24 protein-coding genes are annotated in these 22,650 nt (G+C 58.4%); 13 read left to right on the top strand and 11 right to left on the bottom strand.

The features are described from left to right. Positions 1–30 precede the first annotated feature (30 nt). The 4 genes from AC2D8P_RS11620 (at position 31) to AC2D8P_RS11635 (ending at position 6,206) form a co-directional block, all read left to right on the top strand. Positions 31–996 carry a LysR family transcriptional regulator gene (locus tag AC2D8P_RS11620; protein WP_484702879.1) on the top strand — a complete coding sequence of 322 codons (966 nt, stop codon included), beginning with the start codon at positions 31–33 and terminating at the stop codon, positions 994–996. 109 nt (positions 997–1,105) lie between these two features. Then, entirely contained in the window at positions 1,106–2,626 is a 1,521-nt protein-coding gene (locus tag AC2D8P_RS11625; RefSeq protein ID WP_484702881.1) for a trimethylamine methyltransferase family protein, read from the top strand. Beyond that, positions 2,623–3,939, top strand: coding sequence for an aspartate aminotransferase family protein (locus tag AC2D8P_RS11630; RefSeq protein WP_484702882.1), 1,317 nt, complete (start codon positions 2,623–2,625; stop codon positions 3,937–3,939). The genes AC2D8P_RS11625 and AC2D8P_RS11630 overlap by 4 nt, the downstream gene beginning before the upstream one ends. Before the next feature lie 197 nt (positions 3,940–4,136). After that, positions 4,137–6,206, top strand: coding sequence for a bifunctional sulfate adenylyltransferase/adenylylsulfate kinase (locus tag AC2D8P_RS11635; RefSeq protein ID WP_484702884.1), 2,070 nt, complete (start codon positions 4,137–4,139; stop codon positions 6,204–6,206). 181 nt (positions 6,207–6,387) lie between these two features. Here AC2D8P_RS11635 and AC2D8P_RS11640 read toward each other — a convergent pair whose 3' ends face one another. From AC2D8P_RS11640 to AC2D8P_RS11650, 3 genes are read right to left on the bottom strand one after another with little or no spacing between them, the layout of a single operon-like run. After that, positions 6,388–7,281, bottom strand: a complete 894-nt coding sequence (locus AC2D8P_RS11640) for a PhzF family phenazine biosynthesis protein (RefSeq protein ID WP_484702886.1) — start codon at positions 7,279–7,281, stop codon at positions 6,388–6,390. Continuing rightward, the gene (locus tag AC2D8P_RS11645) at positions 7,281–7,508 is read right to left on the bottom strand and encodes a DUF1150 family protein (RefSeq protein ID WP_484702888.1); all 228 of its coding nucleotides are present in this window, start codon (positions 7,506–7,508) and stop codon (positions 7,281–7,283) included. Before AC2D8P_RS11645 ends, AC2D8P_RS11640 begins: the two co-directional genes overlap by 1 nt. Before the next feature lie 11 nt (positions 7,509–7,519). Beyond that, complete coding sequence (locus AC2D8P_RS11650) at positions 7,520–7,933, bottom strand: Hsp20 family protein (RefSeq protein WP_484702890.1); 414 nt, start codon at positions 7,931–7,933, stop codon at positions 7,520–7,522. Between the two features lie 173 nt (positions 7,934–8,106). Between AC2D8P_RS11650 and AC2D8P_RS11655 the strand changes: the two genes are divergently transcribed. The 3 genes from AC2D8P_RS11655 to AC2D8P_RS11665 are packed head-to-tail and all read left to right on the top strand — an operon-like array spanning position 8,107 to position 9,924. Further along, positions 8,107–8,328, top strand: a complete 222-nt coding sequence (locus tag AC2D8P_RS11655) for a YdcH family protein (RefSeq protein WP_484702891.1) — start codon at positions 8,107–8,109, stop codon at positions 8,326–8,328. A gap of 47 nt (positions 8,329–8,375) precedes the next feature. Then, a complete protein-coding gene (gene purE / locus AC2D8P_RS11660) occupies positions 8,376–8,864 on the top strand; it encodes a 5-(carboxyamino)imidazole ribonucleotide mutase (protein WP_484702892.1) in 489 nt (162 codons plus the stop codon). After that, entirely contained in the window at positions 8,857–9,924 is a 1,068-nt protein-coding gene (locus AC2D8P_RS11665; protein WP_484702894.1) for a 5-(carboxyamino)imidazole ribonucleotide synthase, read from the top strand. The genes purE and AC2D8P_RS11665 overlap by 8 nt, the downstream gene beginning before the upstream one ends. 3 nt (positions 9,925–9,927) lie before the next feature. Here AC2D8P_RS11665 and AC2D8P_RS11670 read toward each other — a convergent pair whose 3' ends face one another. Continuing rightward, the gene (locus tag AC2D8P_RS11670; RefSeq protein WP_484702895.1) at positions 9,928–10,662 is read right to left on the bottom strand and encodes an alpha/beta hydrolase; all 735 of its coding nucleotides are present in this window, start codon (positions 10,660–10,662) and stop codon (positions 9,928–9,930) included. Positions 10,663–10,741: 79 nt separating this feature from the next. Between AC2D8P_RS11670 and AC2D8P_RS11675 the strand changes: the two genes are divergently transcribed. Further along, complete coding sequence (locus AC2D8P_RS11675) at positions 10,742–11,194, top strand: NUDIX domain-containing protein (RefSeq protein ID WP_484702897.1); 453 nt, start codon at positions 10,742–10,744, stop codon at positions 11,192–11,194. Here the strand turns inward: AC2D8P_RS11675 and AC2D8P_RS11680 are convergent. Both AC2D8P_RS11680 and AC2D8P_RS11685 read right to left on the bottom strand, forming a co-directional pair. Beyond that, positions 11,164–12,018, bottom strand: a complete 855-nt coding sequence (locus tag AC2D8P_RS11680; protein ID WP_484702898.1) for a DMT family transporter — start codon at positions 12,016–12,018, stop codon at positions 11,164–11,166. The genes AC2D8P_RS11675 and AC2D8P_RS11680 overlap by 31 nt on opposite strands. Before the next feature lie 22 nt (positions 12,019–12,040). Then, positions 12,041–12,499: a GatB/YqeY domain-containing protein gene (locus tag AC2D8P_RS11685; protein WP_484702899.1), complete on the bottom strand. Its 459-nt coding sequence runs from the start codon at positions 12,497–12,499 to the stop codon at positions 12,041–12,043. 204 nt (positions 12,500–12,703) lie between these two features. Between AC2D8P_RS11685 and carA the strand changes: the two genes are divergently transcribed. Both carA and AC2D8P_RS11695 read left to right on the top strand, forming a co-directional pair. Continuing rightward, a complete protein-coding gene (gene carA / locus AC2D8P_RS11690) occupies positions 12,704–13,888 on the top strand; it encodes a glutamine-hydrolyzing carbamoyl-phosphate synthase small subunit (RefSeq protein WP_484702901.1) in 1,185 nt (394 codons plus the stop codon). A gap of 53 nt (positions 13,889–13,941) precedes the next feature. Next, positions 13,942–15,840 (top strand): glycosyltransferase, encoded by a 1,899-nt coding sequence (locus tag AC2D8P_RS11695; RefSeq protein WP_484702902.1) that lies wholly within the window; start codon positions 13,942–13,944, stop codon positions 15,838–15,840. Between the two features lie 2 nt (positions 15,841–15,842). Here the strand turns inward: AC2D8P_RS11695 and AC2D8P_RS11700 are convergent, their stop codons facing one another. Further along, entirely contained in the window at positions 15,843–16,487 is a 645-nt protein-coding gene (locus AC2D8P_RS11700; RefSeq protein WP_484702903.1) for a GntR family transcriptional regulator, read from the bottom strand. Positions 16,488–16,584: 97 nt separating this feature from the next. On the opposite strand from AC2D8P_RS11700, the gene AC2D8P_RS11705 reads away from it, so the two are divergent. Together AC2D8P_RS11705 and AC2D8P_RS11710 are read left to right on the top strand one after the other, a co-directional pair. Further along, entirely contained in the window at positions 16,585–17,238 is a 654-nt protein-coding gene (locus AC2D8P_RS11705) for a pyrimidine 5'-nucleotidase (RefSeq protein WP_484702904.1), read from the top strand. A 13-nt stretch (positions 17,239–17,251) separates the two neighbouring features. Beyond that, entirely contained in the window at positions 17,252–18,448 is a 1,197-nt protein-coding gene (locus tag AC2D8P_RS11710; RefSeq protein ID WP_484702905.1) for a UbiH/UbiF family hydroxylase, read from the top strand. A 48-nt stretch (positions 18,449–18,496) separates the two neighbouring features. Here AC2D8P_RS11710 and AC2D8P_RS11715 read toward each other — a convergent pair whose 3' ends face one another. From AC2D8P_RS11715 to AC2D8P_RS11730, 4 genes are all read right to left on the bottom strand, one after another. Further along, positions 18,497–19,624 carry an aminotransferase class V-fold PLP-dependent enzyme gene (locus AC2D8P_RS11715; RefSeq protein WP_484702906.1) on the bottom strand — a complete coding sequence of 376 codons (1,128 nt, stop codon included), beginning with the start codon at positions 19,622–19,624 and terminating at the stop codon, positions 18,497–18,499. Positions 19,625–19,697: 73 nt separating this feature from the next. Next, a complete protein-coding gene (locus AC2D8P_RS11720; RefSeq protein ID WP_484702907.1) occupies positions 19,698–20,453 on the bottom strand; it encodes a hypothetical protein in 756 nt (251 codons plus the stop codon). A gap of 130 nt (positions 20,454–20,583) precedes the next feature. Continuing rightward, positions 20,584–21,042, bottom strand: a complete 459-nt coding sequence (locus AC2D8P_RS11725) for an Lrp/AsnC family transcriptional regulator (protein WP_484702909.1) — start codon at positions 21,040–21,042, stop codon at positions 20,584–20,586. Further along, positions 21,039–21,494 (bottom strand): Lrp/AsnC family transcriptional regulator, encoded by a 456-nt coding sequence (locus tag AC2D8P_RS11730; protein ID WP_484702910.1) that lies wholly within the window; start codon positions 21,492–21,494, stop codon positions 21,039–21,041. The genes AC2D8P_RS11725 and AC2D8P_RS11730 overlap by 4 nt, the downstream gene beginning before the upstream one ends. 131 nt (positions 21,495–21,625) lie before the next feature. Between AC2D8P_RS11730 and ilvC the strand changes: the two genes are divergently transcribed. Beyond that, positions 21,626–22,648: a ketol-acid reductoisomerase gene (gene ilvC / locus AC2D8P_RS11735; RefSeq protein WP_484702911.1), complete on the top strand. Its 1,023-nt coding sequence runs from the start codon at positions 21,626–21,628 to the stop codon at positions 22,646–22,648. The last annotated feature ends 2 nt before the right edge of the window (positions 22,649–22,650 follow it).

Consider the following 22,650-nt stretch of genomic DNA (forward strand, 5'->3'; position numbering starts at 1 on the left):
AAGAACATCTAATACAGCATAGAAAAAGAAGTGAAGAAACGCAGCGGAGAGATCGAATTTAACCTGTTTCGCGCCATGGAAGTCTTCATGGCCGTGGCAGAAACCCGTCAGGTGACGGCGGCGGCGGCCACTTTGGGGATCACGCAATCGGCAGCATCACAACATTTGCGCAATCTGGAAACCGGGCTGGGCTGCACGCTACTGGATCGCTCAAAGCGCCCGATCAGTCTGACTTTGTCAGGTCAGATCCTTGCCCGCCGGGCCTTTCGCATTCTGAACGAAGTCGAAGATCTGAAATCCGACCTGCGCCACCTACAGTCCAAGACATTGCCGATCCTGCGTGTGGGGCTTTTGGCATCGATTGCCACGTCTTTGACGCCCGGGCTCTATGATTTTGTCGGGCAAGATCTGAACATCCCGGAACTGACGCTGTCGGCAGGGTTGGCCACGGACCACCATGCCGCCCTGAACGCGCGCAAGGTGGATGTGGTTGTGACATCAGAACCCATGTTCGACATGTCAGGTTTCAACAGCATTCCAATCTTGGAAGAGCCATTTTTCCTCGTCTTACCAGAGGGATATGATGGCCCATCGGATGACATTTTCGCCCTGTCGGAACGGCTGTCCCTGGCCCGGTTTAGCGCCGATGCCCCGGTGGGCCGCAAGGTCGATCAGCATTTGCAACGCTGCCGGATCGACCTGCCCCGCACGATGGAGGCGGATCGCGCATCGATGGTGGTTGCGGGTGTGGTGACGGAAAAATGCTTTGCCATCCTGACCCCCAGCCTGCTGATCGACGCGGTGGCCGAAGGCATGGCCCTGCGCATCGCGCCCCTGCCCTTTCCCAGTTTTCGCCGTTCGATCATGGCAGTAGCACGGGAAAACGAATTGGGCAATATCCCCGAACAGATCGCGGCGATCTCTGCCGGGCTATTGCGCGAACAGTTTGAAACCCGGTTCCCTGCACTGCCGGAACCTGTGATCTACCACCACTAATCAGAACTATTAGTAATTTCGATACTGTGTATCCGAACTTTCATTTCACCCCGACCTGATCCTAATCTTTACCGACGGCCTATGCGCCGGTTCAGGAAACGAGGACAGGATGGCCCGACGCTCTGGCCGCAAAGACAGGATGGCAACGCGCAAGGCCCTGCAGGGCCTGAGTGCGCCCTACACGTTGCGCCGGATCGGTCTGGTCAGCCTGATCGATGACGAGGCTGTCGATATCATTGAACGCAATGCCGACCGTATCCTCGATGAGATCGGTATGGAGTTTCGCGGCGATCCAGAAACGCTGGCCCTGTTCAAGGCCCACGGCGCGCGCGTTGACGGTGAACGGGTGCGTTTTGATCCCGGCTGGTGCAGGGAAAAGATAAAAACTGCACCGCGGGTCTTTACCCAACACGCCCGCAACCCGGCCCGATCCATCCAAATCGGCGGCAACGCGCAGGTTTATGCACCCAGTTTCGGCCCGCCCTTTGTTCATGACATGGATAACGGGCGCCGTTACGCGACGCTTGAGGACTTCAAGAACATCACCAAGATGCATCACCAATTGGGCGCGGTGAACCATTCCGGCGGCGTGGTAGTGGAACCGGTCGACGTCCCCGTCCCCTTGCGCCATCTGCACATGGCGCACACCCATCTGACCATGAATGATAAGCCGTTCATGGGCGCCGTCACCGCCCCCGAACGCGCTCGCGACACGATCGACATGTGCCGTCTGGCCATGGGGCGCGATTTTGTCGATCAGAACTGTGTGCTCTATTCCGTCGTGAACACCAACGCGCCGCTGGTTCTGGATGAAACCATGCTTTGGGCATTGAAAGAATACGCCCGCGCCGGGCAATGCACGGTGGTGTCGCCCTTTGTTCTGGGCGGCGCGATGTCGCCCGTTTCGGTCGCAGCCACGCTGGCGCAGGTCTTGGCAGAGGTGATGGCCTCTGTCGCGCTGATCCAATTGATCCGCCCCGGTGCGCCCGCGGCCTTTGGCACTTTTTTTTCGCCCATCAGCCTGAAAACCGGTGCGCCGACCTTTGGCACACCCGAAGGCACACAGTTTCAGATGTGCGCAAAGACGTTGGCGGATCGGTTGGGCCTGCCGTTTCATTCTGTCGGCGGGCTGACGGCATCGAAAGTACCGGACGCGCAGGCCGGATATGAATCACAGGCGCAATTGATGGGGGCGACATTGGCGGGGGTAAATTTCATCATCCACGCGACCGGCTGTCTGGAGGGGTTGTTGACCACCGGGTATGAAAAAATCGTCATGGATGCCGATCGCTGTTCGGCCATGCAACGGTTTACCCAAGGGGTCGATTTTTCTGAGGCCGCCCAGGCGATGGACGCGTTTTTCGAGGTCGAGCCCGGTGGGCATTTTCTGGGCGCGACCCATACGCGGGAAAACTTTGAATCCGCCTTCTGGATGGGTGAAATGTCGGACAACGGCACCTATGAACAATGGTCGGCCGAAGGGGCAGACTGGCAACATAAACGCGCGACCAAGCGCGTTAAACAACTAATTTCTGAATATGATCCCCCGGCCATCGACGAGGCCATCCGCGAAAGCCTGGATGATTTCGTCGCCCGCCGGACGAGAGAGCTAGAGGGTGACACCCAATGACCTTGCATACTGACTGGACCCTTCAAGATACAGCCCGACGTCGGGATAATTTCTATGCCGCGAGCCAGCGCAAATTCGTGCCGTTCAAAGACCCAATGGTCTTTAAAAAAGGCTCGATGCAATACTTGTGGGACGTAGAAGGTAAGAAATACACCGACCTTTTAGGGATGAACGTCTGCATTTCCGTGGGCCATAGCCACCCCAAGGTCGTTGCCGCGGCGATGGAGCAGGCGCAGGAACTGACGCATTGCACGACAATGTTCTATCACCCGGTTCCCGCCCATTTCGCCGAGGAACTGGCCGCCACCATGCCCAACCCCGATGGCGATATAGACTGGGTGGTGCATTTCACCAATTCCGGGTCCGAGGCTGTTGATCTGGCCCTGACCATGGCGCGGGAATATACCGGCAATCTGGATATTCTGGCGCTGCGTACCGCCTATCACGGGCCCACGGCGGCGGCGCAATCGGTGACGGGGATTTCCGGGTGGCGTCATCCGGGGATGCCCGGCAATGTGGCCTTTGTTGCTGAACCCAACCAGTATCGAGGGATCTTTGGTGAAAATGCCGGATCCGATCCGTATCTGGACGAGATTGAGCGCACCATTCACACCGCCACCACCGGACGCGTCGCCGGGATGATCATGGAAAGCGTGCAGGGCTATGGCGGGATCATCGAAATGCCCGTGGGCTACATGTCTGGTGCGGCGGAACGGGTCCGCGCCGCCGGGGGCTTGTTGATCGCTGATGAGGTCCAGGCAGGGTTTGGACGCACCGGCGATCATATGTGGGGTTTCGAACGTGATGGCGTGATCCCTGACATCGTGGTTTTGGCCAAAGGAATCGGCAATGGCTTTCCATTAGGCGCTGTGGTCGCGCGCAAACATATCGCATCCCCCATGGCCGATAAGTTCATGTTCCACACCTATGGGGCCAACCCGACCTCTTGCGCCGCCGGTCGCGCGGTATTGCAGGTGATCCGAGAGGACCGCGTGCAGGATAATGCCCGCCTTGTGGGGGCAGCACTTTTGAAACGTCTGCACGAACTGAAACGCCGTCACAGCGCCATTGGCGATGTGCGCGGTCGTGGGCTGATGCTGGCGATTGAGATGGTGAAGGATTACAAAACCAAGGAACCCGATCCGGTCACAACCGCCGCCGTGTTCGAGGCCACCCGCCAAAGCGGCGTGATCCTGTCAAAATCCGGGGCCTATCAATCCTGCCTACGCATGGTGCCGCCGCTGTGCCTGTCGATGGAAGACGTGGATCAGGTGTATGAGGGGCTCGATCAAGCCTTCACCAACGCGACCTGAGACCATCCGTTTTGAAATTCAGGGCGAAGCAGGCAGACGATCCACCGCTTCGCCCTGTTTTGCGATTTAATCCCAAATTTCCCTGAACTGCCGGGAAAGCAGACGTAATTGTGTCGCAGCTGCCGATTTGGGCTTTCATTTCGAACCGAAATATACGATATGTTCATTTGTGAACAAACATTACCCCACGTCGATACATGCCCGAGACCAAGCCAACCCTACAGGAAGAGGATCAGCTCTTCCGCCTGCTGCGCCAGATCGATCTGGCGCCAGAGGCGTCGCAACGTGCGACGGCCGGGGCACTGGGTATCTCGCTGGGTCACCTAAATGCCCAATTGCGCAACGCCGTGCAGGCCGGGTTCATCAATATTGGCAAACGCAGCAGCGGCGACAAACGCCAACGCTTTGCCTATTCCCTGACCACCAAAGGGGCCGCTGAAAAGCTGCGCCTGACCGACCAGTTTCTGGCCCGCAAATTCGAAGAATATGACGCTCTGCATGCAGAGCTGACCGGAACCACCAGCGGTTTTGCACCGCTCAAACACAGGACAAAACTCGTGCAGAACAATCTTGCCCCGATCCCCGAACTCTATGTCTCTTACGACTCTGCTCAAAAGCTGAAGGTTGAGGCCGCTGACCTGATCAGCCACGATCTGACCCCGCGCCAGATCTGCGATCTGGAACTGTTGATGAATGGCGGCTTTAACCCGCTGAAGGGGTTCTTGTCCGAGGCCGATTATGACAGCGTTGTTGATGGTATGCGTCTGGCCGATGGCACGCTGTGGCCAATGCCGATCAACTTGGATGTGTCCGAGACCTTTGCCGACAGTATCGAACTGGGCCAGGACATTGCACTGCGCGACCAAGAAGGCGTGATCCTTGCCACGATGACCGTCACCGACCGCTGGACCCCGAACAAATCGGTCGAGGCCGAAAAAGTGTTTGGCGCCGATGATCAGGCCCATCCGGCAGTGAATTACCTGCACAACGTCGCGGGCAAGGTCTATCTGGGTGGCCCTGTCACCGGCATCCAGCAACCCGTGCACTATGATTTCCGCGCCCGCCGCGACACGCCCAATGAACTTCGCGCCTATTTCCGCAAGGTGGGCTGGCGCAAGGTTGTGGCGTTTCAAACCCGCAACCCGCTGCACCGCGCGCATCAGGAACTCACCTTCCGCGCCGCGAAAGAGGCCCAAGCCAACCTGTTGATCCACCCGGTGGTCGGCATGACCAAACCGGGCGATGTCGATCACTTCACCCGCGTGCGTTGCTACGAGGCGGTGTTGGATCAATACCCGTCCTCCACCACCACGATGAGCCTGTTGAACCTGGCCATGCGCATGGGTGGCCCGCGCGAGGCCGTCTGGCACGGGCTGATCCGCAAGAACCACGGCTGCACCCATTTCATCGTTGGCCGCGACCATGCGGGCCCCGGCAAAAACAGCGCGGGCGAGGATTTTTACGGCCCCTATGACGCACAGGAACTGTTCCGCAAATACCAGGACGAGATCGGCATCGAAATGCTGGATTTCAAACACATGGTCTATGTGCAGGAACGCGCCCAGTATGAGCCGATGGATGAAATCACCGACAAGGACAGCGTCACCATCCTGAACATTTCCGGCACCGAGTTGCGCCGCCGCCTGCAAGAAGGTCTGGAAATCCCTGAATGGTTCAGCTTTCCGCAAGTTGTTTCCGAATTGCGCCGCACCCGCCCACCACGGGCCAAGCAGGGCTTTACGGTTTTCTTCACCGGCTTTTCCGGCTCCGGCAAATCAACCATCGCCAATGCGCTGATGGTCAAACTGATGGAAATGGGCGGGCGCCCGGTCACGCTTCTGGATGGCGACATCGTGCGGAAAAACCTCAGCTCTGAACTGGGTTTTTCCAAAGAACACCGCGATCTGAACATCCGCCGCATCGGTTATGTCGCGTCGGAGATTACCAAAAACGGCGGCATTGCCATCTGTGCCCCGATCGCTCCCTACGCCACAACCCGCCGGGCTGTCCGCCAGGATGTCGAGGAGTTTGGCGCCTTCATCGAAATTCACGTCGCCACCTCGATCGAGGAATGTGAACGCCGGGATCGCAAGGGGCTCTACAAACTCGCCCGTGAAGGCAAGATCAAGGAATTCACTGGCATTTCAGATCCTTACGATGTGCCCGAAAACCCGGAACTCAGCGTCGAAACCGAAAATGTCGATGTCGACAACTGCGCCCATCAGGTCATCCTGAAACTCGAAAGCATGGGATTGATTGCCGGATAAGCATCGCAAGAATCACAAAAGCCCCGCCAATCGCGGGGCTTTTTTCATTTTGGCACCCAACCCACCATTTCCTTTCGCCAAAAATACCTCGGGGTGAATTGGCCAAAGGCCAAGAGGGGCAGCGCCCCTGAAACCCACCAAAGACAACGTGGCGCAGCCACTCCGCCGGGTTAATGCGGCCTCACAGGTGCAAATCACCCGACATCAGCACACAGCCCCTGCCGCCGACTTTAACACCGGTCGGGGCGTCGCGCGGGCCCAGAACTTCGACCTGCGCCTGTCCTGGACGGCCCATCCAATGGCCTTGCTCGGCAATAAAAGACGGGCTGTCGATCAGATTGTGATGCCACAGATAGGCCGCCATGCAGCCAGTGGCCGACCCGGTAAACGGATCTTCTGGTCGGCTTGGCGGGGCCAATAACAGCCTCGAAAACGTATCGCCTGCATCGGTTTCACCGCCCAGCGTCACCAAGAAAGGCTCCATCAGATCCGCACGGCTGGTGCCACTGTCAGCGCGGAATGCATCCAGTTTTTCATAGTTCATCTGGGCGCGCCGAAGCGCCATTTTATCCCTCAGAATCGTAACGCAAAACGGGGTGCCCGTGGACACGACTTGAGGTGTCCCAACGATGTCAGACGCGTCCAATCCATATATATCCGAAATCACTTCCGGTTCGAACATATTGCCAAATATCGGGGTGGCCTGGGTCATGGTGATCACCGGGCCATGATCTGTGGCTGCGATTTCAATCGGCAGCACACCTGCGCCAACTTCCAGCGTGAAACTTGCCCGCCCGGACGACATATCCACCAGCCCGCGATGCAACAACGACGTTACCGTCGCAATGGTTGGATGCCCCGCCAACGGGATTTCTTTGTCGGCGAGGTAATAGCGTGCGCCAAAATCGGCATTGTCGGACGGAACCAGATAAGCGCATTCGGCTAGGGATGTTTCGCGCACCAGCGCGAGGCGCTGATCAATCGTCAATGCCTCTGCGTCGTGAACAACAACACAGCCGTTGCCACCAAAGGGCTGGGTGCTGAACGCATCAACCCAGTCGAACTTGTATCCCATTAATGGACCGACACAGGCGCGAAATCGTTTTGCCGGGCCAGGATAAAGGCCAGATCGCGGCTGCCGGCCAGGGCCAGTCGTTCGCCATCTTCGCTGCACAGCGCATAAACGCTTTCAGCACCCATGGCCTGTTCCTGCAATTCATCGGGCAAATCGGCCACGTCCACACGACGGACATAGACCTTACGTTCGCCCAGCAATTTGCCAAATTCGTAACGTGTTTCCATGCTCTGCCTCCTTATGCCTTGTTGATCCGGATGGTCTGCACGATCTTATCGGGCACCGCCCGTTTCAGATCCACATGCAACAATCCGTTTTCCATGCTTGCATCGCCAACCTCGACCCCTTCGGCCAGAACGAAGGCGCGTTGAAATTGACGCGCGGCGATACCACGGTGCAAAAACACCCGGCCATCGCTGTCATCGGTCTGACGACCCCGGATAACCAACTGCCGGTCCTCGACCGTGATTGACAGGTCGTCCTCGGCAAATCCGGCCACGGCCAGCGTGATGCGGAAACTGTTGTCGCTGGTCTGCTCGATATTGAAGGGCGGGTAGCCTTCGTTCCCGGATTTGGCAGTGCGTTCCACCAGCCGTTCCAGCTGATCAAATCCCAAAAGAAACGGGTGCGATCCAAGAGATAGCTTCGTCATCGGTGTGTCCTGTTTGCAGCGACGTATGCAAGGCCCCGCATCGGCGACCTTCCTGCCATTAATATGGGGGCAGGTTTCGATAGGTGCAAGCCATGAACATCATGATCACAGGGCTTTTCGCGCGGCGTGAAACGGGCTAGAATTCGCCCTGAGGCAAGGATCAGATATCATTCATGACCAATACCCCACCTGAAATGAACCACGAAGAGGTGCTTCGCGTTCGTCTGGAAGTGCTGAAAAGCGAACATCGCGATCTGGATGAGGCAATCCATGCGCTGCAGGAAAAGGCCACCAGCGATACGCTGACGCTAAAACGCCTGAAAAAACAAAAGCTTGCTCTGAAAGACAGGATACGGCTCATCGAAGATGAGCTTTTACCCGATATCATTGCGTAATCCGGGCGAATCCGTATAGTGCCGCTTCCTTGTGAGGGAGGCGTGAAATGGCCGAAATCAGGGTCGGAATTATCATGGGCAGCCAGTCGGATTGGCCCACCATGCGCGAGGCCGCAGCCATTCTGGATGAGCTGGGCGTGGCCTATGAGACGCGAATCGTCTCTGCCCACCGCACCCCTGACCGTCTGTGGGATTATGGCAAAACTGCTGCGGGCCGTGGATTGCAGGTGATTATCGCTGGCGCCGGCGGTGCTGCACATCTGCCCGGCATGATGGCGTCGAAAACCCGTGTGCCGGTCGTTGGCGTCCCGATCCAGACCAAGGCGCTGTCAGGTGTCGACAGCCTCTATTCCATCGTCCAGATGCCAAAGGGCTTCCCCGTCGCCACTATGGCCATTGGCAGCGCCGGTGGGGCCAATGCAGGCCTGATGGCTGCGCAGATATTGGCCCTGCAGGATGCAGAGCTGGCGGTACGTCTGGACGCGTGGCGCAACGACTTGTCGGCCTCCATCCCCGAGGTGCCAGGTGATGACTAACCCCCTGCCCACCGGGGCGACGATTGGAATATTGGGCGGTGGACAACTGGGCCGGATGCTGTCGGTTGCAGCATCGCGCTTGGGCTTCAAGACCCATATCTTTGAACCCGGTTCAAACCCGCCCGCAGGTCAGGTTGCCGATCAGGTAACCACAGCCGCCTATGAGGATGAGGCCGCACTGACCCGATTTGCCGACGGTGTTGATGTCATCACCTATGAATTTGAGAACATTCCGACATCCGCGCTGGATATGCTAGAGGCTCGCCGCCCGATCCGCCCGAACCGCAAAACGCTTGCCGTCAGTCAGGACCGGTTGACGGAAAAGACATTCCTGCGCGATCTGGGTCTGCAAACCGCGCCCTTCGCCGACATCACCGGTCCGGATGATATGGCCCGCGCCGTGGCAGAGATTGGCGTCCCTGCGATTCTAAAAACCCGCCGTTTTGGCTATGACGGCAAGGGGCAGGCACGGATCAGATCCGCAGATGATGCGGATCTGGCCTTGGCCGCGATGAACTGGGCACCGTCAATCTATGAGGGCTTTGTCGATTTCACCCACGAGATATCGGTCATCGGCGCGCGGGCGGTGGATGGCTCTGTCTCCTGTTTTGATCCGGGCGAAAATGTGCATCGCGACGGCATCCTGCACACCACCACCGTTCCGGCCCGGCTGAGCAATGCCCAGCGCACCGATGCGGTATTGCTGACCGGCAAAATCCTGAATGCACTGGATTATGTCGGTGTCATGGGGGTAGAGTTGTTCGTGACGCCCCAGGGCCTGATCGTCAATGAAATCGCCCCGCGTGTGCATAACTCAGGCCACTGGACACAAAATGGCTGCGCCATCGATCAGTTCGAACAACATATCCGCGCTGTCACCGGATGGCCTTTGGGCGATGGGCAGCGACATTCGGATGTGGTGATGGAAAACCTGATCGGGGATGACATGGACCGGGTGCCAGAGATTTCTGCAGAACCCACATCGGCACTGCATCTTTACGGCAAAGCCGAAACCAAGCCCGGGCGCAAAATGGGGCATGTGAACCGGATCACCGGCTAGAACTTAGTCGGCCAGTTCCCCTAACATCCTCTCTGTCGCCTCGGAGTAACGCATCCCTGGCCGGAAACGGCCAGTTTCCAGAAATTCCAGCGTCTGAGCAATCACCATCGGGTTGTTCATCATGAAGGTATGGGTCACCGCCAGAACGATGTGATCATTCATGCCGGGCACCCGGGTCGCTTCCACCGCGACCTTGCCATCGTCGGGCCCATCGATCAGCGCCGAATAGACCGGGTTTAATGACCGATCGCCAGCGATCACACCCAGTTCGAATTTTGGGCGTTCCAGACTGTTCGGGGTACTGTCGGGATCGGTGCCCAGTTCCAACCCTGCGGGGCCATTGATCCAGCGAAACGGTTCCAGCGTTTCAAAGGCATCGACCAGCTCTGATCCCTGATTGGGCGGTCCCATCATGACCACACGCCCCATGTTGTCCGGCCGATGTTCCGTCAACCAGGCGCGCAACAGTATCCCGCCCATGGAATGGGTTACGAAATGGGTGCGCTCTGCCCCGCAGGCCTTTACCGCCGGGGGGATGGCCTGTTCGACCAGATCGACAATCGGGGCCTTGGTCGACGGATAGCCCTGGTTGACGACTTTATAGCCGTTCAGTTCTAACGCTTCTGCCGCCATCGCCATCGACGCCGGATGGCGCGCCAGCCCATGCAAGAGCACGACACAATCGGCAAACGCCACACCGGGAGTCAAAAACATCAAAGTAAGAAGAACCATACGCATGTCCTGAATATAAGGCCCCCAACCGCGACTGTGTAGATCAACCCTTGCGCGACCCGACGTCACAAGGCAGGGTCAGGGCATGACTGACCCCTTTCCCCGTCTGGCGGCCCGTGCCCTGATCGTGCAAAATGATCGGCTTTTGATCGTCAATGCTTGGCCTGATGGCAAAAGCGATCTGTGGTGCGCCCCCGGCGGAGGTGTCGAGCGCGGACAATCCCTGCCCGACAATCTGATCCGCGAAGTCTATGAGGAAACCGGCCTAACTATACAGGTCGATGCCCCGGCACTTGTGAATGAATTTCACGATCCAAATGGCAGCTTTCATCAGGTCGATATTTATTTTCGGTGCCGGATCACCGGTGGGAAACTGAACAACGACTGGCGCGACCCCGAAGGCATCGTAACGCAACGACGCTGGGTGACGCGGGACGAATTGATGGGGCTCCGGTTTAAACCCGACAGCCTGCCCCGGGCCGCATGGCCCACCAGCCCGATCCCGATCTATGACCCTTTGGAACCGATCATCCGCTGACGCGCCGGCATGACGGAAATCGCAACACCGCCCAGGATCAGCAAGGCCGACAGGACAAAGCGCAGGGTCAGGGGCTCGGCCAGCAGGATCATACCCCCGGCAACGGCGACAATCGGGGCCGTCAACTGTGCCACCCCGGCGCGCATGGCCCCCAGTTCCGGCAAAACCGCATACCACAGCGCATAACCCAGACCAGAGGTCACCACCCCGGACAGCACCGCCAGACCAATACCAAATCCCCCGGCCGAGGTGACATCAGGAAGCGCCAGCAAAGCCAACACGCAAAAGGGGGTCGCCATGGCGAAATTCATCGCTGTCGCCGCCAATGGATTTTTGACGCCACGGCCGTTCAGGGAATAAACGCCCCAGCCCAAAGCAGCCGCAGCCATCAGGAACGCACCCAGAGGATCAACAACACCCACCTCTGACGGCCACATCAGCCAGACCAACCCGGCAAAGGCGACCACGGCCCCGACCCAGCGGTTGGCGCTGGCAGATTCCCGGCTGATCAAGCCGCCGGCAAACATGGTGATCTGAACACCGCCGAACAGGATCAGCGCACCGATCCCGGTGGGCAAGGTGGCATAAGCAAAGGAAAAGCCGAGGATATACAAAAGCAAACTGCCCGCCCCCAGCCAACTGACGCGCGCAAACTGGCGATCCCGCAGGTACACCATCAGCGACAGGGCCACGGCGCCCGAAAACAGCCGGATCGCCGCAAAGGCCGACGGGCCGATATAGTCGCCCTCCAGCGCTACGCGGTTGAGAATGGAGTTCGAGCCAAAGGCGAACATCGCCAGCGCGGTCAACAGCAACAGACGCATATTTCGCCTTTCTTACTTCTGATCAGGCGAGCTGATCCTTTACCAACGGCCCAACCCGGCCAAAATCCATCTGGCCGGTATATTTGGACTTTAAAATGCCCATCACCTTGCCCATGTCACGGATGGATTCCGCCCCGGCGTCGCTGATCGCTTTTTGGACCGCCGCACGGGTTTCATCATCGTTTAGCTGCCGTGGCAAAAACTCTTCGATGATCAAAATCTCTGATTGTTCCTGTTCGGCCAGTTCCAGGCGTCCACCCTCTTCATACGCGCGGGCGCTTTCCTGCCGTTGCTTGACCATCTTGCCCAGAATGCCAAGGATATCATCGTCAGAGACGATTTTGTCTTCTTCGCAGCCCCTGAGAGAGATTTCCCGATCCTTGATCGCGGCATTGATCAGCCGCAATGTCGACAGGCGGGCGCTGTCTTTGGCCTTCATCGCCTCTTTCAAGGCTGTGTTGATACGGCTTCGCATATCCATAGTGTTACCTCATCCCCAAGGCGTCACGATTGTTCAGAACTCTGACCATACGCGCTGCTCACGGATGTTACAAGCTTGCAACAATAGCTGATGTGCCGGGTCAATTTTCTTGTGTCAATTTCGGCGCAGCAATGCGCTCTGTCCTTGACGGCTGGGCACCCTGCGCATAGGGTCCCGCCGATTTGTACCCCGGAGAGTCGCCCCATGTCCGCTGCCAGTCCCGCTGTCGCTGCACCCGAAACTGCAACCCGGCCCACGGCCTGTCTGGCGCTTGCGGATGGTTCGATATTCTACGGGATGGGGTTTGGCGCAACCGGAACCGCACAGGCGGAACTGTGTTTCAACACTGCCATGACCGGCTATCAGGAGATCATGACCGACCCGTCCTATGCCGGGCAGATCGTGACCTTTACCTTCCCCCATATCGGCAATACCGGCGTCACCACCGAAGATGACGAAACCCGCGATCCGGTGGCCGCTGGCATGGTGGTAAAGTGGGACCCGACCACACCGTCCAACTGGCGCTCGGTTGAGGGGCTGTCAAAGTGGCTGGCCGCCCGGGGCCGGATCGGTATCGGGGGCATTGACACCCGCCGCCTGACCCGCGCCATCCGTAATCAAGGCGCCCCGCATGTGGCGATTTCCCATGATCCAGAGGGCAATTTCGATATCGGGGCACTGGTGGCAGAGGCGCGCGCCTTTACCGGGCTGGAAGGTCTGGATCTGGCCAAGGATGTGACCTGCGCACAAAGCTATCGCTGGGACGAAATGCGCTGGGCCTGGCCAGAGGGTTATACCCGTCAGGAAGCACCCAAACACAAGGTTGTCGCCATCGACTATGGCGCAAAACGCAACATCCTGCGCTGTCTGGCCTCTGCCGGGTGTGATGTGACCGTTCTGCCCGCCACGGCCACGGCAGAGGATATTCTGGTCCACAATCCCGATGGGTTGTTCCTGTCCAACGGCCCCGGCGATCCGGCGGCGACGGGCGCATATGCCGTACCGATGATCCAGACCATTTTAAGCGACACCGGCCTGCCGATCTTTGGCATTTGTCTGGGCCATCAAATGCTGGCACTGGCGTTGGGTGGCAAAACGATCAAGATGAACCACGGCCACCACGGCGCCAACCACCCGGTCAAGGATGTGGAAACGGGCAAGGTCGAGATTACGTCCATGAACCACGGTTTTGCGGTCGACAGCCAGACCCTGCCTAAGGGCGTGGTTGAAACCCATGTTTCACTGTTTGACGGGTCGAACTGCGGCATCCGCATGGCTAATCGTCCGGTCTTTTCCGTACAGCACCACCCAGAGGCCAGCCCAGGCCCGATGGATTCAATCTATCTGTTTGATCGTTTTACGTCGGCGATGGCGGAACGCGCCCTTTAACCCGCTGTTAACCATATTCCGATGAACTGACCCCGGATTTTCCGGGGTTTTTCATGTCTGCACGGACGCATCAGGGCACGATTTCAACTCGACGCACGCCGCGCCTGATCCACAGCGCCGATCGCCCGTTGTTGGGCCGGGTGCTGGTGGAACAAGGCGCGCTGAGTCGCGCGGACCTGAACCGCGCCCTGGTGTTGCGCGAACGTTATGACTGTTTGCTGACCGATATTCTGCTGAACCGCGGTTGGGTCACCAAGCCACAGCTGTCGCGCGCCTTGGCCACGCAATGGGGGTGCGCGCTGGCAGATTTTGACGCAACCCCGCCCGATCCAGCCCTGTTTTCGGTTCTGCCACCAGAGGTGTGGTTGCAATTGAACGCAGTGCCGTGGCGTGACGGGCCAGAGGGGATAGAGATCGCCACCGCCCGCCCCGATCAATTCGCCCAAGTTCGCGCCGCCCTGCCCAAAGGCATTGGCCCCATACGCATGGTTCTGGCCCAGAGGGAGGAGATACATGCCGCGATCCTGTCTCTGCCCTTGCCGACGCTGACCCGACAGGCCGAGGCCCGCGTGGCAGAAGAGGAAAGTTGCAGAAACTGGGACACCAACCGCTTTCGCCGTGGCCTATTGGTCGTTGTTGCATTTGCCGTCATCTTGGGCGTATTGGCCCCGAATATGCTGTTGACGGGAATCTGTCTGTGGGTGGCAATATCGTTGATCGGCACCACGTTGATGAAGTTAACTGCAGCGCTCTTTTCCCTGCGCCATGTCCGGTCGCATAGGCGCGCGCAGGAAAATCCTGATCCCTTGCCACCCGCGTTGCCAAGCGTGTCGATCCTTGTTCCGCTCTACCAGGAAAAGGAAATCGCCCGCCACCTGATCCGACGACTGCAGAACCTGACCTATCCCAAAGAGCTGTTGGATATCTGTCTGGTGATCGAGGCCGATGATCAGACGACACAGGATGTCATTGCCCAGACCGATCTGCCCCGATGGCTACGGGTGATCACGGTGCCAGAGGGGGGCGTGCGTACCAAACCCCGGGCGATGAATTTCGCACTGGATTTTTGCCGGGGTGAGATCATCGGGATTTATGATGCCGAGGACGCTCCCGACCCTGATCAGATCACCCGCGTTGTCAGCCGTTTTCACCAGCGCGGACCGCAAGTAGCCTGTTTGCAGGGAATTTTAGACTATTACAACTCTACCACCAATTGGATGGCGCAGTGTTTCACCATCGAATATGCCATGTGGTTTCGCGTGGTGTTGCCGGGGTTGCAACGGATGGGGCTGATCCTGCCCTTGGGGGGCACAACGCTGTTTGTCCGCAGACCTGCACTGGAAAAACTCGGGGGGTGGGATGCCCATAACGTGACCGAAGATGCCGATCTGGGCATCCGGCTGGCCCGTCATGGCTACCGCACTGAATTTATTGAAAGCGTGACTGAGGAGGAGGCCAATTGCCGTTTGTGGCCGTGGATCAGGCAACGGTCACGCTGGTTGAAGGGGTTCGCCATGACCTGGGCTGTGCATATGCGCGACCCTGGTGTGCTAATCCGGCAGGTTGGATGGTGGCGCTTTGTCGGGCTGCAATTACTGCTACCGTGCGCCCTAAGTCAGGTGCTGCTGGCCCCGCTTCTGTGGTCGCTTTGGCTGATCCCTCTGGGGATCGGGCACCCGATTGAGGCGTTACTGCCATCCTGGGCGCTGCTTTGGGTCGCGCTTTTGTTTATCGGGGCCGAAATCGTCACAATGTTGGTCAATCTGTTGGGCGTGGCGTCACCGAAACATCGACACTTGCGCCTATGGGTGCCGGTCATGCATTTTTACTTCCCGCTAGGGGCATTTGCGGCCTACAAGGCGCTTTACGAACTGCTGGACCGGCCCTTTTACTGGGACAAGACCGGCCACGGCGTGTTCACCCCCACCAAAACGGAAAGCGCCTTACCCTGACCTTACTTGGTCTGTTGGGCATCCAGTTTCAATCGGGTCTCAAATGCCTTGGAAATATGGGCCCGCAGCGCGTCAAATGCGGCGTCCCCTTCGCCATTTTCTATGGCTGTTACGATCGCATCATGTTCGGCCAATGCATCCTCGCCACGCCCATCAACCGCCAGCGAGGTCGAGGCCAGCAAGGCCATGGACCGGTGCACCAGATCCAGTTGTTGGACCAGATAGCGGTTATGGCTGGCCAGGTGAATTTGCTTGTGAAACCGCCGGTTGGCCCGCGACATGGCCTGTGGGTCGCCAATCAGGGCCTGATCGGTCTCCAACATTTCGCGCAGGACGGTGATCTCCTCTGGCGTTGCGTGGCGCGCGGCCAATCGGGCGGCCAGACCTTCCAGTTCGGCCCGAACCACGTAGAGCTCTGCCAACTGATTGTGATCCAATGAGGCCACGATCAGACTGCGCCCATCGCGGGTCAGCAAGGATTGCGTTTCCAGCCGTTGCAAGGCCTCGCGGATCGGGGTGCGCGAGACACCAAACTTTTCCGCCAGGTCACTTTCAACCAGACGATCACCCGGTTTGTAATCGCCATGATCAATGGCCTCCAGGATCAACTGATAGGCGTCCTTATTGGGTTGGCTGGCCTCTGTCATTCATGCACTCCTGTCCCGTTCGCGCGACACTAGGCGCTCCCCCCAATGCGATCAAGTCGCATTGCATCTGATCCATGACAGGAGTAGCGTCCGCGCCATGATAAGACAGCATTTCAATCATGTCGAAACCTGGGTTTTTGATTTGGACAACACGCTCTACCCGCCAGAGGTGGCCCTGTTTGACCAGATTGAAATACGCATGACCGCCTGGGTGATGGAGGCGCTGAATGTCGATCGGCAACAGGCTGATCACCTGCGCAGCCATTACTGGCGCACCCATGGCACCACACTGGCCGGGCTGATGCGCGAACATGACATCGATCCGCTGCCTTATCTGACCGATGTGCATGATATCGACTTTTCTGATCTGAGCCCCGATCCCGACCTGGCGGCCCGGATCAACGCCTTGCCCGGGCGGCGGATCGTGTACACCAATGGCTGCGAACCCTATGCCCGCCGTGTGCTACAGGCGCGTGGGCTGGAGGCCTGTTTTGACGCGGTTTACGGGGTCGAACATGCTGATTTCCACCCGAAACCAGACCGCGCCGCCTTTGACACGGTTTTTGGCAAGGATGGGCTGGACAGCACCCGCGCCGCCATGTTCGAGGATGACGCCCGCAATCTGGCCCAACCCCATGGCATGGGAATGCGCACCATTCATGTCGCGGCGGAGCTCGATCAGGATCACGCGGCCTTTATCCATCACCACACAAACGATTTGACCGCCTTTTTAGGCGCGTTGGCGGGCTGAAGGATCACAGCCAATGGCAGAACAGGTTGATATTCTGATTTCCGGCGGCGGGGTCGCTGGCTTGACCGCCGCAGCGGCCTTTGGCGCGGCAGGGTTTTCGGTGATCTGCACCGACCCGGCACCGCCCGTGACCGATGGCGCTGCCGCAGGGGCAGACTTGCGTACCACGGCGTTCTTGCAACCGGCACAAGCATTGCTGGAACAATGCGGTCTGTGGGCGCGGTTTGAACCCTATGCCGCGCCCCTGCAGATCATGCGGATCGTCGATGCCGGGGGCCGTGATCCCGAGCCCCGGATCATCAAGGATTTCAACGCCGCCGATATTTCCGACGCACCCTTTGGCTGGAACCTGCCCAATTGGCTGTTGCGCCGCGAAATCGTTGCCCATCTGGCAGACCTGCCCAATGTCGATTTCCGCCCCGGCACCGGCACTGCCCGGGTTCTGAGACGAGAGGCAGAGGCGCGGGTGGCCCTATCGGACGGGGTGCAGGTTTCTGCCCGTCTGCTGATCGCCGCAGACGGGCGCAATTCGCCGGTGCGCGCGGCGGTCGGAATTGATGCCAAAACCACGCGTTATGGGCAAAAGGCTCTGGCCTTTGCCGTCACGCATCCGAAACCGCACAACAATGTCTCGACCGAGGTGCACCGCTCCGGCGGGCCATTCACTCTGGTGCCCCTGCCCGATCACGACGGACAGAACTGTTCTGCCATTGTCTGGATGGAAACCGGGCCAGAGGTCATGCGCTTGGCAGATCTGCCCGAGGCCGAATTTGAGGCCGACATGAACCGCCGCTCCTGCGAAATTCTTGGCCCCCTGACACTGGCCAGCCGTCGGACCGTCTGGCCCATCATCAGCCAGATCGCGGATCGCATGTTTGCCCAGCGTACAGCCCTGATTGCCGAGGCCGCCCATGTCGTGCCACCCATCGGCGCGCAAGGTTTGAACATGAGCCTTGGCGATTTGCGGGTCCTGCTGGAACTGGCGACACAGGCACCCGACGATCTAGGATCCGAGAAAATGCTAACCACCTATCACCGCCGCCGCCATCCAGAGGTGCGCTTGCGTGTCACGGGCATCGATGCGCTGAACCGCGCTTCCATGGTGGGCGCACAGGGCCTGCGCAACATGCGGGCCGCGGCACTGGATGCGCTTTATTCTGTGGCCCCGGTGCGCAAAACGCTGATGAAGGCGGGTTTGGGTACAAAATAAGGGCGGCCCGTTGGACCGCCCCTGAAACTTCTTCGGTGAATCACCAAATCAGAATACTTGATCCAGCGCCTCCTCCAAGCGCGCAAGCGACGCATCGACATCGTAGAGTTTGTCGAGACCAAAGAGGCCAAGGCGGAAGCTCTTATACTCCGGTCCCTCATCGCACATCAGCGGCACGCCGGCGGCAATCTGCATGCCCAGCGCTGCGAATTTCTTGCCCGCCTGCACCTCTGGATCGCTGGTATAGGCCACAACCACACCCGGCGCAGCAAAGCCATCGGCAGCCACGGATTTGATCCCGCGCTTGGCCAGCGCCTCACGTACCCGGTTGCCCTGTTCCCATTGCGCATCGCGCAGCTTGTCAAAGCCGTAATCGCGGGTTTCCAGCATCGTATCGCGGAAGGCACGCAGTGCATCGGTGGGCATGGTGGCGTGATAGGCGTGACCGCCACCCTCGTAGGCCTCCATGATCGCCAGCCACTTGCCCAGATCGGCGGCAAAGCTGGTGGATTTCGCAGCCTTCACCGCGGCAACGGCCGTATCGTTCATCATCACCAGACCGGCGCAGGGTTGGGCCGACCAGCCCTTTTGCGGGGCAGAGATCAGAACATCGACACCGGTGGCTTTCATATCTACCCAAGCACAGCCCGATGCGATGCAATCCAGCACGAAGAGGCCACCATGGGCATGCACAGCATCGGCCACTTGACGGATATAGTCATCGGGCAGGATCATGCCCGACGCGGTTTCCACATGCGGGGCGAAAACAACATCCGGCTTTTCCGCCGCGATCCGGGCCACGACCTCGTCAATCGGGGCCGGGGCAAAGGGGGCATCCGGGGCATTGCCGGTGCGCCGCGCCATCATCACGGTTTCATCCGATGGGATCGCACCAAATTCGAAAATCTGGCTCCAACGGAAGGAGAAAAACCCGTTGCGGATGACCATCGCCTTTTTATCGGTTGCCAGTTGGCGGGCCACGGCCTCCATCCCATAAGTACCGCCGCCAGGGATCACAGCGACCGCGTCGGCGTTATAGACCTCTTTCAGCATCGAGGAGATATCGCGCATCACCCCCTGAAAGGCAGCGGACATGTGGTTCAGGGAGCGGTCGGTAAAGACCACTGAGAATTCCAGCAACCCATCTGGGTCGATATCAGGCAGCAAGGCGCTCATAGTTTCCTCCGACATAAAGTTTCGCAAGCCCTAACTCAGGCGACATGATTTGCCTAGGGCGGATCGCGGCATATCACCCCCAATCGGCGTTATCCTGAATGGCAGAGGCGACAGAAAGCGCCATTTCTGCGACAGCCGGTTCGGTAGTCTCTGCCAAGGCCAACCGTTCCATACGATCATAGAGCGCGCGGGAGGTATAAAAATTAAACGCCTCGGTGTTTCCGCCGCCCTCCCAAAAGGCGGTGATCCAGATATCTGGCCGCCCGATGCACCAGTCGGAATAAAACTGTAGACACAGCGCCTCGTCCGAATGGGCCGCGACCTGATCCATCAAATCGGCCACCCGCCAGCCTGCCAGCCCAAACATACAAATCATGTCATCCAGATAGGCTTTCCTCCCTTTGATCCACTGCGCCAGATACAGCCGCTGAAACCGATCCAGAACATCCCATTCCGCCGCTGACCATTGGTCGCGATCCCCGGTTGGAAACCGGTTCAGGCTGACCTCCAGACCAACATTGGCGGGGTCATCTTCGCCCACTGCCAGAACCTCCAGCACCCGGGGCAGCAGATAACCCCATAAGTGTTTCGATATCGGCGGCTCATAGGCCGCAAAGTACCAGTCTTGCATATAATGGAGTGGCATTTCATCAATCGGTGGGGTGAAAAAATCGAACTCGATCTCTGCATGCATACAACAGCCCTTGCACACCTCGGTATCCGTCGGTGTGTCGTATTGAAACACACGGTACGCATCCTGGATGATCTCATAGAATGAATTATCCGGTGTAACCTTGGCCTTCAGGGGTTTGGTGTATTTTCTAGGCATCACAATGGGTCGCTTAAATCTCTGGTCAGGTTACCACCAAATCCAGACAAATCCAGACAAAGCCGGTATTCCTTTCGCCCCAAAAAACCTCGGGGGTGAGCAGGCAACGCCTGCGAGGGGTCTGGCCCCCTTACCCCAACGGGCCCAACCGCCGCTCTTCGCTCAAGAGCACATTGGATTCCACATTACCCACACCGGGCAGCGTCATGATCCGGCGGCGCAGGACACGTTCGAAATCGGCAATGTCGCGGGCCACCACACGCACCCGGTAATCATAAAGCCCCAGAACATGATCGACGGTCTGCACCTCGGGAATGGCGGTGATCGCGCGCTCAAAGTCCTCCAGACTGACACGGCCCTTGGTGGCGAGTTTAATTCCCAGAAAGACCGTCACGCCAAAACCCAGCGCCTCTGCATTCAGATCAACCCGTCGCCCCGACAGAATACCGACGTCATACAGACGCTTTATCCGTCGCCAGGTGGCGGGTTGTGACAGGCTCAGCTGCCGCCCTAACGCCCCGGCACTTTGCGTGGCATCCTGTGACAGGGCACGAAGAATTTTCCAGTCGATGTCATCCAGATCGGTCACAGCGGCAGACCCCCGCTGGTCTTGATCTGTGCTACCTGCATCAGCGCCTCGATATCTGCGATATGGGGCAGGGTCAGGATTTTTGTGCGATACAGATCCTGATAATGCCCCATGTCGCGGGCCAGAACCGACAGGCGCACATCCACGCGACCGAGGAAGGTTTGAATTTCAATGACCTCAGGTATCTCGCGCGCCTGCTCGATAAACTCATCAAAGGCGCGGGCTTGGGTCTTGTCGAGCGTCACCCGCAAACTGACCTCGACCTTATAGCCCAGCGCCGCCCAGTCGATGACGGCCTGCACACCACCATACACCCCGCTACCGCGCATCCGCTCCAACCGCCGCGACAGGCGTGACGCCGTTAGTCCCAGTCGATCGGCCAAATCGGGGATGGCAAAATCAGGCTGCGCCTGTATCTGGCGTAAAATACGGCGATCAAGGTCATCTAACATGATTTACACATTATATTATCAATAGGCGAATTAAAACATCAATATTGGCAGAGTTTGTTGATGAAATAATCTCGAAAAACCCTGAAAAACTTATAGTCTTTGCCCAAATTCTCAGCAAAAGGACCGCCACCATGCGCGTTTATTATGATCGTGATTGCGATGTTAACCTGATCAAGGAAAAGAAAGTTGCCATTCTTGGCTATGGCTCCCAAGGCCACGCCCACGCGCTGAACCTGCGTGACTCTGGCGCCAAGAACGTGGTTGTTGCCCTGCGTGAAGGCTCTGCCTCTGCCAAGAAGGCCGAGGGCGAAGGCCTGCAGGTTATGGGCATTGCCGAAGCAGCAGCCTGGTGTGACGTGATCATGTTCACCATGCCCGATGAACTGCAAGCAGAGACCTACAAGAAATACGTCCATGACAATATCCGCGAAGGTGCCGCCATCGCATTCGCCCACGGTCTGAACGTGCATTTCGGCCTGATCGAGCCAAAAGAAGGCGTTGACGTGATCATGATGGCCCCCAAAGGCCCAGGCCACACCGTGCGCGGCGAATACACCAAAGGCGGCGGCGTGCCGTGCCTGGTTGCCGTTGACAAAGATGCGTCCGGCAAGGCGCTGGAAGTTGGCCTGTCCTATTGCTCCGCCATCGGCGGCGGACGTTCCGGCATCATCGAAACCAACTTCCGCGAAGAATGTGAAACCGACCTGTTCGGCGAGCAAGCTGTTCTGTGTGGCGGTCTGGTTGAACTGATCCGTTGCGGTTTCGAAACCTTGGTCGAAGCAGGTTACGCACCAGAAATGGCCTATTTCGAATGTCTGCACGAGGTCAAACTGATCGTGGACCTGATCTATGAAGGCGGCATTGCCAACATGGATTACTCGATCTCCAACACGGCTGAATACGGTCAGTATGTCACCGGCCCGCGCATCCTGAAATACGACGAAACCAAAGCCCGCATGAAGGCCGTTCTGGAAGACATCCAGCAAGGCAAGTTCGTGCGTGATTTCATGCTGGAAAATGCCGTTGGCCAGCCGACCATCAAAGCCTCCCGCCGTGCCAATGACGAGCACATGATTGAGGAAACCGGTGCCAAGCTGCGGGGCATGATGCCCTGGATTTCCGCCGGGAAAATGGTGGACAAAGAAAAGAACTAAGA

The organism is Roseovarius sp. YIN77, from assembly GCF_057219155.1.

Excerpts from the sequence above, each read along its gene's own strand:
- AC2D8P_RS11625 (WP_484702881.1), top strand. The coding sequence starts at position 1,106 with ATGGCCCGACGCTCTGGCCGCAAAGACAGGATGGCAACGCGCAAGGCC.
- AC2D8P_RS11630 (WP_484702882.1), top strand. The coding sequence starts at position 2,623 with ATGACCTTGCATACTGACTGGACCCTTCAAGATACAGCCCGACGTCGG.
- AC2D8P_RS11635 (WP_484702884.1), top strand. The coding sequence starts at position 4,137 with ATGCCCGAGACCAAGCCAACCCTACAGGAAGAGGATCAGCTCTTCCGC.
- AC2D8P_RS11640 (WP_484702886.1), bottom strand. The coding sequence starts at position 7,281 with ATGGGATACAAGTTCGACTGGGTTGATGCGTTCAGCACCCAGCCCTTT.
- AC2D8P_RS11645 (WP_484702888.1), bottom strand. The coding sequence starts at position 7,508 with ATGGAAACACGTTACGAATTTGGCAAATTGCTGGGCGAACGTAAGGTC.
- AC2D8P_RS11650 (WP_484702890.1), bottom strand. The coding sequence starts at position 7,933 with ATGACGAAGCTATCTCTTGGATCGCACCCGTTTCTTTTGGGATTTGAT.
- AC2D8P_RS11655 (WP_484702891.1), top strand. The coding sequence starts at position 8,107 with ATGACCAATACCCCACCTGAAATGAACCACGAAGAGGTGCTTCGCGTT.
- purE (WP_484702892.1), top strand. The coding sequence starts at position 8,376 with ATGGCCGAAATCAGGGTCGGAATTATCATGGGCAGCCAGTCGGATTGG.
- AC2D8P_RS11665 (WP_484702894.1), top strand. The coding sequence starts at position 8,857 with ATGACTAACCCCCTGCCCACCGGGGCGACGATTGGAATATTGGGCGGT.
- AC2D8P_RS11670 (WP_484702895.1), bottom strand. The coding sequence starts at position 10,662 with ATGCGTATGGTTCTTCTTACTTTGATGTTTTTGACTCCCGGTGTGGCG.
- AC2D8P_RS11675 (WP_484702897.1), top strand. The coding sequence starts at position 10,742 with ATGACTGACCCCTTTCCCCGTCTGGCGGCCCGTGCCCTGATCGTGCAA.
- AC2D8P_RS11680 (WP_484702898.1), bottom strand. The coding sequence starts at position 12,018 with ATGCGTCTGTTGCTGTTGACCGCGCTGGCGATGTTCGCCTTTGGCTCG.
- AC2D8P_RS11685 (WP_484702899.1), bottom strand. The coding sequence starts at position 12,499 with ATGGATATGCGAAGCCGTATCAACACAGCCTTGAAAGAGGCGATGAAG.
- carA (WP_484702901.1), top strand. The coding sequence starts at position 12,704 with ATGTCCGCTGCCAGTCCCGCTGTCGCTGCACCCGAAACTGCAACCCGG.
- AC2D8P_RS11695 (WP_484702902.1), top strand. The coding sequence starts at position 13,942 with ATGTCTGCACGGACGCATCAGGGCACGATTTCAACTCGACGCACGCCG.
- AC2D8P_RS11700 (WP_484702903.1), bottom strand. The coding sequence starts at position 16,487 with ATGACAGAGGCCAGCCAACCCAATAAGGACGCCTATCAGTTGATCCTG.
- AC2D8P_RS11705 (WP_484702904.1), top strand. The coding sequence starts at position 16,585 with ATGATAAGACAGCATTTCAATCATGTCGAAACCTGGGTTTTTGATTTG.
- AC2D8P_RS11710 (WP_484702905.1), top strand. The coding sequence starts at position 17,252 with ATGGCAGAACAGGTTGATATTCTGATTTCCGGCGGCGGGGTCGCTGGC.
- AC2D8P_RS11715 (WP_484702906.1), bottom strand. The coding sequence starts at position 19,624 with ATGAGCGCCTTGCTGCCTGATATCGACCCAGATGGGTTGCTGGAATTC.
- AC2D8P_RS11720 (WP_484702907.1), bottom strand. The coding sequence starts at position 20,453 with ATGCCTAGAAAATACACCAAACCCCTGAAGGCCAAGGTTACACCGGAT.
- AC2D8P_RS11730 (WP_484702910.1), bottom strand. The coding sequence starts at position 21,494 with ATGTTAGATGACCTTGATCGCCGTATTTTACGCCAGATACAGGCGCAG.
- ilvC (WP_484702911.1), top strand. The coding sequence starts at position 21,626 with ATGCGCGTTTATTATGATCGTGATTGCGATGTTAACCTGATCAAGGAA.